Source organism: Aristophania vespae, from assembly GCF_009906835.1.
Lineage (GTDB): Bacteria > Pseudomonadota > Alphaproteobacteria > Acetobacterales > Acetobacteraceae > Aristophania > Aristophania vespae.
The window spans coordinates 386,656-400,608 of sequence record NZ_CP047652.1 but is presented as its reverse complement, the minus strand read 5'-3'; the positions used below and the strand labels follow the sequence as shown (position 1 = coordinate 400,608).

The following is a 13,953-nucleotide window of genomic DNA, read 5'->3' as shown; positions in this document are numbered from 1 at the left end:
CTCATCGAGACGAACGACGGATAATTTTGGCCCATCCTGTAACCAGAAGTGGACTATTTTTTACCGCAGGTGAAAGACCTGGCATTGGGTCAAAGCCTATTTGTTCTTGCAATCCAATTATTGATATTTGGTGACAATCAGCTGGGATGGTGTTCTGGCATTGAATTGCCGCTACCCTTTCATCCATAGCATCATACACGATTTTAAAAAGTGCTACTGGAACAGCCACTTTATTTGGGCCTATTCTTAAAGGATATTGGTCAAATATAGGACCTGTAACAACATATAACTCACCATCATCTATAGCCGCTTTGCGAACTGATTGCTCTATTTGGTTCCACGGCCCCGAATTCATATCACTATCCTGAGGCACTACATTTGAATAAAGAAAGGTTTGCATGCGTTTAATTCTGTCAGGAGCATCACCTGAAGGTGTCATATGACCACGCGCATAACCGCTATTACGATAATCTGAATTACCCACCTGATCTTCTAACGACAAACGATAATCTGTGTAAAAATTACTTCTGCCATGTAAATTCTGAGCCTGCTGCACACTATCATCTGTAAGATTTTCAGCAGACCACAGAGGCGTTTTATAATAAGATGAATATCCTACTGCGTAACCTTTGTTACACAATAAAGTACCTACTTTGGGTTGTATGCCATTGGGAAAGAATTGCGGGCAGAACGCGCAAGCTGATTTAATAATAGCGCCATAGAAAATAAAGGCTATTATGAATTTCATTATATAGTCCCTAAAATTTGGACTATATGCTCACAACGTTATTAAGATTTGGTGATTGATTGTTAACTTATATGACAAACAAACCGTTTTTCTGAATCAACCCAAAACTGTTGTAAAATGCAAAAACCTCCCCATGCAGGGGAGATTTCAGGTATTACTAGCAAAATTTTAAGTCTTTACAGACGACAAAAGCATAATGTGCCTTATCTACTATAAAAAAGTCAGTCCAGCATTGTTACACTCTCGAAATAACAATCTTATCGATTTTGCACACCAGATGCTTGACCGAAGCTATAAGTGTTTCAAAGTAGGAAACATCCTGCTGAACAAAAAATCTAACTTTTATACATCCTTCCAAATGATCTACATCAGATTTATTAAATTCCCTGCTTATAATGACATTATTACCATTATCTGAGGTAATTTTAATTTGCCCAACACCCCAGAACTGGCTTGTATTTACGAATAAAGACACCTCATATAAGCCACAACATAATTTGATATAAGGCCCCCATATGCAATTAGTCCCAGAGTATGCTGATACCTCAAAAGAGTTGTTTTTTATTTTTACAGCACCACTATCAACACACATTTCAGGGCTATTAGCGGTATAAGTTTTATCTAAAGACGGTAAACTTTTGATTTTTTCGTTATTATGACGCGCATTTTTCTCTTTATCAAACGTTACAAGAGGCATGGTTGAAAATATGTCTTGCCAATCATCATCATTGCCACACCAGTCATTAGCCTCTTTAACAAAATAAGAAACACATATATCTAGATCCTTAATAACGTTATGGATGCTTCCTACAAAGAGAAATATATTTTCACCTTCTGGAAAAGCTTTATTTATGGCCTGAAACGTCTGATCAATGTTTGATTTATGGATTTTCCATTCAATGCACCCTATAAGATATCTCGGCCAACTTCTAGGTGCCAAATCGGCATTACTAAGGACAAAAATACGCTTCTTTTTCTCTTTTAAAGCTCTAAATTTGTTAAGTAGATAATTATACTTTGATGCTGCCTGAACAACTATCTCCTGTAGACTTCGTTTTTCACCAGTTTCGTCGAATGACCTACCAGGCTCTTCATGAACAAACCATGTCCCTGTATCGCGTAAATGAGGACAATGATAAATGTCATTATCATCAAAGGTTAAATCAGATTCTTGAATATCTTCGTTATTTATTAAATATTTTTCAAAGAAAAGTGCTATACCGCGAGGATCTTGGAACACATACCTGAAAAAAGAGGACGTTGCTTTGAATTCAACACCGAACCTTTTTTCTAAAACAGCCTTCGACTGTGCAATTTGATGGCCTGTAATACAGGATATTCCAACAGGAACAACCGCAATCTCGTCTGAAATTATCATTCTACTCACCTACTGTGATGTCGCTGACATATTTAAACTATATTCGTTTAACTTGTGTTTACACCTTAAATCAAAGAGCTGTTATAAAAACAGTCAGACTGTGCTTAGAAAATATCCTCCCAAATAGAAAGTATTTTTTCCAATTTTTTGGTATTCGATGATTTTATTAAACTTCTTTTAGGCCATTACACCGAGGCATAACGCCTCTCAATAGTCTGTTTACTTATTGACTTTAACTACACAACATATGCAAAATCTCGCTTCATAAAAATATATTGAGCACAATCATTATTTTTTTGGTTTTATTTAAAAATTATTAAAAACCAGTAGAAATTGTTCAACATTAGATGCCCAAAAATTTTAATGGCTAATGGCGTTTGTCCATATTATTTTAACAATGGCAGCATATATAGTTCCTTTATTAGTATTTGAACATCAACGACTTTTATCATATGCACTTACCACTTGCTATTAATAAAATAGTTTTATTTTCAGCACAAAAGCAGCAAAACAATTTTTGGCGTTATTTAGGAATTCAAATTTTTTTATCTTGCTTAATACCAAGAAAGAAAAATATCATCTTTTATTATCACAAATATAAATTGTATTTGCCTGTTTAATATAAAATATTAATAAAGTTTTAATTAATCTGTGCAATCCAAAGTTGTGTTAACTATCTTTGCTTAAGAAATAACTAAAATCACTTGACTTTTATAAAATTTTAAGAGTATGCAAAGAGTAACGGACTATGATGGTGCCCACCATCATAGTCCTATCAAAACCTGAGTAACATCTTGGAAGGAGAACTCAGATGATGACTGTTCACACTGTTAGCATGTTACGACGTGCTAAATCTAGTCTCTCAAACGGGGCCAGAATGGTGGGTATTTACGCTACTGCGTTCACCTTGCTTTCCGTCTGTCATTTGCGGAAAAAAAGGTTAAAATGTTACCGCTGCCATTTCATGAAATCTATTTTAAGTTTCCTTAAAAGCCATATAAATTTGGTCCCGGTAAGTCTTATTAATAAGACGCTTTTGCCGGAAGGACCAAGGACGGTGGTTATTATCTCTTAAGGTAACAGGACGCAGTACAGTAAATACGGGCTATAAGAGCGCTAAAATACTACAGCTCTTATAGTCTGAACAGTTCTGTTTATTGTATTAGTGAGGCTGTGTCTAAAGTTAAAATTGTAAAATACCTATACATATTAGGTTTTAAAATAATTAAATGACGATTAAGTCTTATTAAAGGGTTTTATTCGATTATGACATTGCTGTCACATATATAAAGTGACAATCAATGTGAGGTCAAATTACACAATGAATTTTGGTTTTAAATGTTTATAATTATGAATATATAATTATCATCACTACTAGGTCTGACAGCTTTAACAGATATTCTTGTGGATTTGAAATAAGACATTTTAAAGATTACTTTATTTTCGATGCTACATGGACGCAGTAACGCAGTAACGCAGTAACGCAGTAACGCAGTAACGCAGTAACGCAGTAACGCAGTAACGCAGTAACGCAGTAACGCAGTAACGCAGTAACGCAGTAACGCAGTAACGCAGTAACGCAGTAACGCAGTAACGCAGTAACGCTAATTACTTCTACTATCAATAAACAACAATTATTTTTAATTTTTAACCAAAAGTGAGTTAGTAAAAATTAAGGATAATCGAATGTAATATTATAAAATTGAAGCGTCTTCATATGTTGAATCGAACATTTTGAGTAACACTAACACTAACACTAACACTAACACTAACACTAACACTAACACTAACACTAACACTAACACTAACACTAACACTAACACTAACACTAACACTAACACTAACACTAACACTAACACTAACACTAACACTAACACTAACACTAACACTAACACTAAAATATGAGCATAATAAGCGCTTTTGTATTATCTTGAGTCGGTTAAACTCTTATTTTACCACTTTTTTATTCAATGTAGGTAAATTACTCTTTTTTGCTTCAGAATAGTAATTTTGTGCTATATAACCTAGCACTATTACTTTTATAGACTATTATAATAGAAAGTCATATTATATTGCGCTTAATAATTGATTAAAACTGTACTAAAATAATTTTTAAATATTTATACAAAAAACAATATATTTTGATTGTTATATTTCTTATTTAAAAAATAGATACTGAAATTTTCTTTATTAATACGATTATATAATTTAAATATATTGTGTTTACATGTTACAAAATAATTTATACTTGTAAAATTTTAAACTATCTGACTATAAAAAACAATTCGCACAAGTCACTAGGCTATCAATGGCAATTGAATGACTGCCTCATATTATTAAAGCATCATGGCTTTTTTTTCGACATTGACAAGTTTATTATGTAACTACTTATCATGTGACTAACTCACCTTTCGACACTGGAGAAAGCTCCTTTTTAAAACTCGTTTTATTTTAAAGAAAATTCAAAATCAAAATTCGCTTGGTTTTACCCTATTTTTAAAAGTTATTGCCTTAACAATTAAGTCAACACAAAATAAAACGGTAGTAAATTTTGAACTTATATTTAATTAATAGAATTAAAGATTATTTTGCCTATTTTTTATAGTTTTAGTAAATGTTGGACAGTCGCTGTCCAAGTTAAAATATCAATCTTAAATAAATTGATTAGATTAAGTTGGCTTGATATAGGTCAAACGTTGCTGATTATTTTTTATAGCGTATGAAGTAAAATTAGAGTTAATTCATTTATTAATAATATAACAACCTGTAGTTGTCTTTCTTATGAAAAGTTTTACTGAAACAACGAAGGAATTATATCTTCAAAAAAGAAGAAATAAAAAAGTGATAATTACAACTTATAAGTGTATAAACACCTCTTATTTAAAAATTAACAACGTCTTAACATCAGGAAATAATGATTAAGGGAAATTCATTATCTTTAAATAAATAAAGCTCGCAAACTCTTGACTTTTATAAAAGTAAAAGAGTATTCATATTGTTAACGGGCTATAGTGGGTGCCACCACCATAGCCCTATCATCACCTGAGTCTCTTAGAAAGGACTAAACTCAGATCATGACTGTTCACACTATTAGCATGTTAAGTCATGCGAATACTAGTCTTCTAAAATATTCTAGTATCGTGCATATTCGGCCTGTGCCCACCTTGCTTTTTGCTTTAAAAAAGCAAACTGCAAGGTTAAAATGCTGCTTATATATATTATTACATGAATTTATATTAAGTACACTTTTAGATAAAAGCCATAATTTGTCAGATCCGGTGGTTCTAAGTAAAGGGGACATACAGCCTTCTGAAAAGGCGTCTCTCCCACCGGTTCTTAAGGGGGTGACCGCCATGTTGTAAAGCAGCAGGGCATATAGGCCGCATATGGGCTATGAGCAAGGCATAGAAGGTCACTCTCTTGCTCATAGCCTGAACAGCCTAATGTTTTTTTTATTATTTATAATTTATGCTTAAACTTTAAATTTTTACTTTAAATGACTGGAGATTATTTATTATAGTAATTTATCAACTTTAATTAAAATTTTTTACGAACTGCCATTATCATATTGATTCTTAAAATACGAATATCTTATTTACAACTGCTAAACGATAAAGCATTCTGTTTGTCAAAGACTTTTTAGAGAGTGCCATATTAATATTGTAGCTGAGTTACGTTCTTGCAAGATTCTTTACTAATAAGTTTTTATAAGTTATAGTTAAAAAATTTTGTAGTAATTTATAACATATATTTGTTATTATAAAAATATTATAGTATTTTACTTAGTTAGAAATTTAAACTTACTTTTCATTAATTTCTATTTTATTTTATATTCAAGACTTATACATTCTTTAATTATAGCATAGGTCTAACCATATAAAATAAGATTTTTCGATTCAAAGTTCGTGTTAAAACGACTTAAGATCGTCTTACCTTAATTGCAGTGATCCAGAGTTGTATCTTTTAATACTTAGTTAATTATAATGAGGTGGAACTCATCTTGCACGTCTAAAATAGTGCCACGTTTTGCCTTACTAATTTTTGCTTGAGGTATATTTGATTTTAGCACGTATGAAAAATACCAACTTAGCTTAATTCATTAAATAGCTTATTTGTAGCTACTACTTTTTCAAAAAAATGTCTGATCACCTTTCTTGCACGCGCAATAAATAACAGTCACAGCAAATCTATTGATAAATATTAAACATTTATTTTCACGCACATAGGAAGCATCTGAATGCAGCCGCGTAATAGAGACTGTCGTCATGCCAATTAAATTATTAAGAGAAGCAATCTTTAAGATCTTTATTGTGCAGATTTTTTGCCTTCACTAACTTTATTTATTAATTCGTTAAACGGATTTTTTGTTTTGGTAATACAGTCTATAAACTGGGATGAAATATAAGTATTACCCCCTAGCCCAGCTCCGCACAGTTAGAGACTAATATCTAACAATTTTAGCTAAATCATCTTTATAAAACCTAAGAGTAGCGATGCACTCTTCTAAATCAACCACGTACGTTTTTGATCATCATGTATAGAACACCATAGTGCCAATACGTCGGTCCCTAATAGATGCCATCAAAAAAACTAATCATTGCAACCACTAAGAGTACTATAGTGATAGCTGAAACGGTTAAAAATGTGCATTACCTTCGTCCCCTTTTACTGGAAAAGAGAATTTCAGTTTGCACATAGAAAACACGAAGATTTTGCCAAACTTCATCAGACACCCTATTGGTTAATTCCACCCACATGAAGCACATCTCATGTGAAGCACTTCATGTAGATGCAACCTTAGTTTACTCGCGTGCGCAGTGAACGCAAATCAAGCCGCAAAGACCTATTAATGCAAAAAGTTCAGCTCCGCACACTGGAAATACTCTTGTTGGGAGTTGTTGTGTAAAGAGAAATCCTCTGTTCAAAAATCTACCAATTTTTTTTCCTATGATTAAAAGACCAACAATTACCATTAATGAGCAAGTTGAACCATCTTTGAAAGTATCTGCAAAGATACAGTGATGAGTTTTCACTGAAATAATGAAACCTAGCTGGGTGAATTAGTATATTGTTTTTGATGGAATTGAATTACCTTCACCATTTTTATTAGTGCTCGCTAATGGTAAGTAGGCACTGTTATATATAATAATTTTTTAGATTTTATATTTATAATATTTTAAAATTATATTATCTCTAATAGTAAGTGTTTATATATATAATAATATATATATAATTTCTTTATTTTTTGTAGTAATTTCTTAATTCATTTTTTCTTATATTATAGGCTGAAAGAGGATGAGCATTTTATTGCCAGCCTATTATCTTAATATTTTGCTTATGGGCTGATGAATTTTGCATCGTGCAATCCTCTTGCAATAATGGAGGAACAATTGAGCAAAAATAATATCCAAATTCCAGGACTTGAACACCCAGTGACACGCGTTGCCCTTGGTACCTGGGCCATTGGCGGCTGGATGTGGGGTGGCCCTGATGATGACAACGCTATTCGCACCATTCACACAGCTCTGGATGAAGGCATTACCCTTATCGACACAGCACCTGTTTATGGGTTTGGCCATGCAGAAGAGCTTGTTGGTCGTGCGCTTTCCCAAAAACCACACAAAGCTTTTATAGCAACAAAGCTCGGACTGAACTGGAAAGACGATAAACCTTTTCGTGATTCACGTCCTGAACGGATCCGTAAAGAGGTAGAGGATTCTCTCCGTCGCCTAAAAGTTGAGCGCATTGATGTGGAACAGATTCATTGGCCGGACCCCAAGACCCCTATTGAAGACTCAGCCAGAGAACTAGAAAGACTTCATAAAGAAGGAAAGATTGGTGCTATCGGCGTCAGCAATTACTCTCCCGAGCAAATGGATATTTTCCGTCAAGCTGCGCCTTTAGCAACAATTCAATCACCTTTTAATATTTTTGAGCAAGCGGCTGGGAAAGATATTCTCCCTTATGCTACAAAAAACAAAATGGTAATGTTGGCTTACGGTGCTCTTTGCCGTGGATTACTCACAGGTAAAATGAGTAAGGACAAGACATTCCCGAAATCTGACCTGCGCTCAGATGACCCTAAATTTCAGCCTGAGCATTTCCCGCATTATATTGCAGCGGTAGATGAGATTAAAAAACTGGCTGAAAAACACAATAAATCTCCCATGGTATTTGCCATACGCTGGATCCTGGACCAGGGACCAACCATTGCCCTTTGGGGGGCTCGTAAGCCTGAGCAAATTTCGGGAATTAATGATGTTTTTGGCTGGACCTTAAGTCAGGAAGACCAGGATCAGGTGGCTGCTATTTTAAAACGCCACGTACCTCACCCTATTGACCCGAGCTTTATGGCACCCCCAGAAAGGTAATATTCAAATTTAGCCTTACTCAGTAAAAGAGAGTCTTACTGGCTCTCTTTTCGTGTGTTTTTTGCAGTTTCCACTCAGCTTCATAAGCTGGATAATAGTTTATTCAGCTAAAAATGGGGCTTACTCAACATATTTTTGTGCTAATTTTTTTCCCAAGATTAATCCCTTTTTGCTCTAGCAACATAAAGCTTACGCAAGAAAGCAAACATGTCAAAAGCACCGTTGCAAAAGAAAAACCTAAATAAGAAATATTGCCAATATCATGCCCAACGAGCATTTTATTCATATAAAACCACATAATGCCATGTAGCAAATATATAGAATAGCTTACTTCTCCAAGCCTGACAGCTCCTTTGACTTTAAGAAGGCCAAAAATATCACAACCATTACAGATTAAGAAAAATATGACAGATTCTATAATAATACTATAGGTTGATAATGGGCTTGCATGTCTAACGAATATAAGCACGATGGCCAAAAGAACGATAACCGAGCTTATATTGTTGCTTAATTTTATTTTTCCTACCAAATCTCTTACTGTCATACCCAACGAAAAGCATAATAAATAGTTTGATGTTTCCTGATCAAAATACGAAACCACAAATACATTAGTAAAATTCATACATTGAGAGACGATAAAATTATTTAATTTCTCTCTTACTATATAAATAATAGGTAAAGAAAAATAAAGAAGCCACTCCCAATGAAGGGTCCACATAACACCTGTATTTATCAAAAACATGTTGTCAAAGCTATTAATATCAGGTTTATTTAAGGTTAACCCAAAATCAAACCAGAAAAATAAATTATCAATCAAATTGTGATAATTTATGGCAGAACCAAATATCAGGGCCGTTATGATGCATAATGAAGCAGATAGCCATGCTACAGGCGCTATTCTAAAAAACCTTTTGATGTAAAATTTAACGATGTCAGTCGCATTTGTGATGTTTCTGCGGGTCATAAAATAAGCAGAAAGCATAAAAAACAAGCATACACCAAACCGGCCCAGCTTCTTACTAATTGGATAATGTTCAATGTTCCAATCATTATTGAAAGACCAGTTATAGCTATACACCATATGGTGGAAAGCAACTGCAATTGCCAAAAAGAACCTCAAACCATCCAGATGTTCGTCTCTTTGAAACTCGTTTTTATCTAAAAAGGAAAAAAACCTGCTATTAAATATAACAACTAAAATTATAATAGATATTATATTAAACAAAAATAAACCATTTTGATTTATCATCTGACCGTTCTCTTAAAATAAAAATTTATCATTATAAAATTTACTTTCAATTACTTCAATTTATTAAGAAAAATTAAATTTATTCTTTTTTCACTAATATATTTGGTTTAGAAAAAAAAGAGCTATCTTACAATATTTGTAGGTGACAACATATAATTTCTGTAAATTAGTCTTTCGTTACAAATTTTTTGGTACGCGTTTAAGATTTTTTCTATTTATATAAACTTATTATTCAAACATAAGTTGACCGCGCTTATTAGATATACTCATTTAAGATTTTCATAGTCTCTTGGAGTGTGGAACATGGTTTCATTCTGCGTGTTGAAAAAGTACGAGAGTTTCGCTTGCGTTGCTTTATTAACCTTGGCGGGCTGTGCTTCCTCCGCCAGGGGGCCGGCTAATTCTTATATGGGCCAATATGCTGATGGGAGCGCAAGTGGCTGGGGTTATAATCCCCATGTGCCGGATTTCGCGAGTCGAAATTTTACACCCTTTAACCGTCAGGACGCAGTTGCTATTGCTCTAAGAGAGTGGCGCCTATTTGGCTCTCCTGTCTCGGATGAAGACCCACATGACAGGCCAGAACCTACAAGCCCTGCCATGAAGCCTGAGCGCCTTCCTGGTTTATGGCAGCGTATTGGTGAATATTGGTGGATTGGCCAAGATCCTTACGAAACTGAATCACGCTGGACGGGTAAAACAGATGGCGATGGCCGTCGCTTTTCTATGAATCGTGATGGTAATTACGCCTGGTCAGCCGCTTTTATTTCTTATGTCATGCGTATTGCAGGTGCTAATGAACGCTTTCCCTATTCACCTAACCATGCCACCTATATTAACGCAGCGGCTAACGGCCAAAGCACGGCCCTCACAGCAGAAAATCCAGCAAATTATGCCCCACAATTGGGCGATCTTATCTGTGTAGGGCGTGGCCGCAGCCGCACCATTACTTACTCCATGCTACCTACAAGCTATGGTTTTCCCGCACATTGCGGCATTGTTGTCTCCACCAACCAAAATGCTGAGCCTTTTGGAAGAGAAATCAGCATTATTGGCGGCAATGTAGATGATAGTGTCTCACTAACTCATGTACCGACTGATGCTGAGGGTAAAATCAGCACAAGTGATGGCGCAAGTTATGACACACGCTACCCCTGGTTAGTCGTTCTTGCCGTCAGATATGACGCTGATCAGGAGCCTGATAGCGGTCAATAAATTCAAGGCCAGTATAATTACCCGTTTTTATAAAGGACGGACAATAAAAGGGAGACCGCTTGCACGCCACCCTGTGGCAGGGCCATGTCTGTCTTCAAAACCGTCTGTAATATTAATGACATTTTGATAACCACAATTTTCGGCCTGCATCGCGGCACGCAAAGAGCGTTGGCCTGAACGGCAAATGAATAATAAAGGTATTTCTTTATTCTTTACTGCATCTAGCAAAATGGGGTCGAAGGCCTCTGCCTCTTCCATTGTCCATGTAATGGCTAATGCTTCTTTACCTATTGAGGATAAATCAGGAAACCCTACTGAAGCCCATTCGGGGGGTGTTCTTACATCTATTAAAACCGCATCGGCATGATTTTGAAGAAAATCCCACGCCTGCGTTGCTGATAAATTTTTCATTTTTATCCTCATACATTACAGTCAGTTAAATTTACTACGCTTTGCCGTTAGAGGTATAATATAATTTATGACAAATTCTTCAGTTTCTACTCATTTCTCAACAGGCCTGACGATAGGCCACGCAAAGCCAGCTTACTCTATGATCGAGGCGATCGGTAACACACCCTTGATCCGCCTAAAACATGCATCAGAAGCTACAGGCTGTGAAATTTATGGCAAGGCAGAATTCATGAATCCTGGCGGCTCTGTTAAAGACCGCGCTGCCTTGGCTATTATTAAAGATGCATTTGCACGTGGTGCGCTTAAAGAAGGCGGCACCGTCGTAGAAGGCACAGCAGGTAATACGGGTATTGGCCTTACACTCGTTGCCCAGGCTATGGGCTGCAAAGCTGTTATTGTCGTTCCCGAAACGCAAAGCCGTGAAAAACTTGATTTCTTGCGCATGATTGGCGCTGATTTACGCCTAGTGCCAGCAAAACCTTATAGAGACCCCGGAAATTACGTTCATGTTTCTCAAAGGTTAGCTCAAGAAATGGGGGCTTTTTGGGCAAACCAGTTTGATAATACAGCCAACCGTGAAGGCCACCGCCATAGTACGGCTCCAGAAATCTGGGCACAGCTTGACGGAAAGATTGATGCTTTTACCTGTTCTTGCGGTACTGGCGGCACATTAGCAGGTGTCGCGCTCGGTTTGCGTGACCTAGCCCAAAAAGCAAATGTAAAAGCCCCCGAGATTGTCCTTGCCGACCCCGAAGGATCGGGTCTTTATGGGTGGGTTAAAGATAATGACTTAAGCGTTCAGGGCTCTTCAATTACCGAAGGCATTGGCCAATCCCGCATTACCGCCAATTTAGACGGTAGCGCCCCCGACCATGCAGAACGCATTAGTGATTCCGAAGCACTTGAAGAGATTTTCCGCCTCACACAAGAAGAAGGCTTATCTGTCGGTGGTTCATCAGGAATCAACGTAGCCTCTGCCATTCGTACAGCACGCCGCTTAGGACCTGGGCATCATATTGTAACAATCCTAAGTGATGGTGGCGCTCGCTATCAATCTAAGCTCTTTAACCCAGAATTTTTAAAGAGCAAAAACCTTCCGACACCGCCCTGGATGTAAGGCTTAATATCAAAGATTTCCATTGAGTGAATCCAAACAAGGTGCCTGTAATGAAAGGCACCTTGTTTTTTATGTTCCTACATTTTTCAAAAGCAGGCTTTAAAGCCTTTGTTTTATGAGACGTGCTGCAAAAAAACCATCCATTCCACCTTTATCGGCTAACATGCCCGGATGGGTGCGGAAAAACCCTTCACTTGTCCGAGCTTCAGGCAGGCTTGCAAGCTCTTCTTCCGTAAAAGGCTCCAACTGCCAAAGACCACTCTCCAAGGCCGCTTTAATACGCTCTGGGCCTTCTTCATCCTGTAAAGAACAGACTGCATAGAGCAACATGCCACCTTCACGTAACATCTTATAAGCGGCATTAATAAAAGCATCTTGCCCCTCTGCCAAAGCTTTTACATCTCTCGGACGTTTAACCCATAAAACATCTGGGTGTCGCCGTAAGGTGCCTGTTGCCGAGCATGGAGCATCTAATAAAACAGCATCAAGAGGGGTTTGGGGTTGCCAGCTTAAAGCATCCTGGACCAGAATTTCGGCCTTCAGTCCCAAACGCTCCAAATTCTCTTGCAATCTTGTCGCCCGAGGCTTTTCCCGCTCTATGGCTGTAACCTGCGCTCCTGCACTTACGAGTTGTGCTGTTTTACCGCCCGGTGCCGCGCAGAGATCAGCAATTTTCAGCCCTTCAATTTTTCCCATAAGTCTGACAGGCATTGAAGCAGCAAGATCCTGAGCCCAAAAATCCCCCTCTTCAAACCCTGGCAAAGTCGTGATTTTCGTACCGGCAGGAAATCTCACTGTATTTTTTAACAGGATTTCTCCACCTTCGGGAGCAGCGGCACCCGGACTCAGTGTTAAATCGAGAGGAGCTTCCTGATAAAATCCTTTTGTTATGGCCCGTGCCCGGCGCCCCCAAGCCGTCCATAGCCAGGCAGGCACATCAAGGCGCTGCTGATCCAACCCTTCTTGCAAGCTTTCGCTTTCACGGGAAATACGCCTTAAAACAGCATTCGCAAGGCCAGAAAAAGGCGATAATTTATTGCGATGTAATAAATCAACAACCGTCCCCACTGCCGCATGAGGTGGAGTCTCCAAATGTACCAATTGCGCCACACCAAGTAGGAGGGCACAACGCACAACCATAGGGGGTTCTTTACGCAATAGGGGCTGAATGAGTTCATTCATACTTCCCCAATGACGCAATGTTGTTGCGGCCAGACGATGAGCCGCGGCTCGGTCACGCCCATCCTGCACGGTACTGCGGTCAAGAGTCGTTTCGAGCATACGGCGATGCTCCATAACACCCCGCACGATCTCAAAAGCCAGATCCCGCACCGGATCAACCTGGTGCATAGCCTGGGTGCGCGATAAGCCACGTCCCTTCTTTTTGGAAGGGCGTTTAGAGACGTTTGAAACGGAACTAGAGTTTTCTTTCATAAAACACGAAATTGCATCTTGTCGCATGAA

Annotated in this window: 8 protein-coding genes; 3 read left to right on the top strand and 5 right to left on the bottom strand. The window is 37.5% G+C overall.

All coding sequences use genetic code 11. The features are described 5' to 3' along the window. Window position 1: 1 nt before the first annotated feature. Window positions 2-748, bottom strand: coding sequence for a DNA/RNA non-specific endonuclease (locus GT348_RS01825; protein ID WP_160618268.1), 747 nt, complete (start codon window positions 746-748; stop codon window positions 2-4). Between the two features lie 235 nt (window positions 749-983). After that, entirely contained in the window at window positions 984-2,126 is a 1,143-nt protein-coding gene (locus tag GT348_RS01820; protein WP_160618267.1) for a hypothetical protein, read from the bottom strand. Window positions 2,127-7,504: 5,378 nt separating this feature from the next. Between GT348_RS01820 and GT348_RS01810 the strand changes: the two genes are divergently transcribed. After that, a complete protein-coding gene (locus GT348_RS01810) occupies window positions 7,505-8,497 on the top strand; it encodes an aldo/keto reductase (RefSeq protein ID WP_201740068.1) in 993 nt (330 codons plus the stop codon). 124 nt (window positions 8,498-8,621) lie between these two features. On the opposite strand, the gene GT348_RS01805 is transcribed toward GT348_RS01810, so the two are convergent. After that, window positions 8,622-9,746: an acyltransferase family protein gene (locus tag GT348_RS01805; RefSeq protein ID WP_160618264.1), complete on the bottom strand. Its 1,125-nt coding sequence runs from the start codon at window positions 9,744-9,746 to the stop codon at window positions 8,622-8,624. Between the two features lie 303 nt (window positions 9,747-10,049). Between GT348_RS01805 and GT348_RS01800 the strand changes: the two genes are divergently transcribed. Beyond that, the gene (locus GT348_RS01800; RefSeq protein WP_160618263.1) at window positions 10,050-10,961 is read left to right on the top strand and encodes a DUF2272 domain-containing protein; all 912 of its coding nucleotides are present in this window, start codon (window positions 10,050-10,052) and stop codon (window positions 10,959-10,961) included. A gap of 27 nt (window positions 10,962-10,988) precedes the next feature. Here the strand turns inward: GT348_RS01800 and GT348_RS01795 are convergent, their stop codons facing one another. After that, window positions 10,989-11,372, bottom strand: a complete 384-nt coding sequence (locus tag GT348_RS01795) for a rhodanese-like domain-containing protein (protein ID WP_201740054.1) — start codon at window positions 11,370-11,372, stop codon at window positions 10,989-10,991. 67 nt (window positions 11,373-11,439) lie between these two features. On the opposite strand from GT348_RS01795, the gene GT348_RS01790 reads away from it, so the two are divergent. Then, the gene (locus GT348_RS01790; RefSeq protein ID WP_408865150.1) at window positions 11,440-12,489 is read left to right on the top strand and encodes a cysteine synthase A; all 1,050 of its coding nucleotides are present in this window, start codon (window positions 11,440-11,442) and stop codon (window positions 12,487-12,489) included. A gap of 99 nt (window positions 12,490-12,588) precedes the next feature. On the opposite strand, the gene GT348_RS01785 is transcribed toward GT348_RS01790, so the two are convergent. Next, window positions 12,589-13,839: a transcription antitermination factor NusB gene (locus tag GT348_RS01785; RefSeq protein ID WP_236646593.1), complete on the bottom strand. Its 1,251-nt coding sequence runs from the start codon at window positions 13,837-13,839 to the stop codon at window positions 12,589-12,591. Window positions 13,840-13,953: the final 114 nt, after the last annotated feature.

Bases quoted from the DNA above. Each gene is read 5' to 3' on its own strand.
- GT348_RS01820 (WP_160618267.1), bottom strand. From the start codon at position 2,126: ATGATAATTTCAGACGAGATTGCGGTTGTTCCTGTTGGAATATCCTGT.
- GT348_RS01825 (WP_160618268.1), bottom strand. From the start codon at position 748: ATGAAATTCATAATAGCCTTTATTTTCTATGGCGCTATTATTAAATCA.
- GT348_RS01800 (WP_160618263.1), top strand. From the start codon at position 10,050: ATGGTTTCATTCTGCGTGTTGAAAAAGTACGAGAGTTTCGCTTGCGTT.
- GT348_RS01795 (WP_201740054.1), bottom strand. From the start codon at position 11,372: ATGAAAAATTTATCAGCAACGCAGGCGTGGGATTTTCTTCAAAATCAT.
- GT348_RS01805 (WP_160618264.1), bottom strand. From the start codon at position 9,746: ATGATAAATCAAAATGGTTTATTTTTGTTTAATATAATATCTATTATA.
- GT348_RS01810 (WP_201740068.1), top strand. From the start codon at position 7,505: ATGGAGGAACAATTGAGCAAAAATAATATCCAAATTCCAGGACTTGAA.
- GT348_RS01790 (WP_408865150.1), top strand. From the start codon at position 11,440: ATGACAAATTCTTCAGTTTCTACTCATTTCTCAACAGGCCTGACGATA.
- GT348_RS01785 (WP_236646593.1), bottom strand. From the start codon at position 13,839: ATGCACCAGGTTGATCCGGTGCGGGATCTGGCTTTTGAGATCGTGCGG.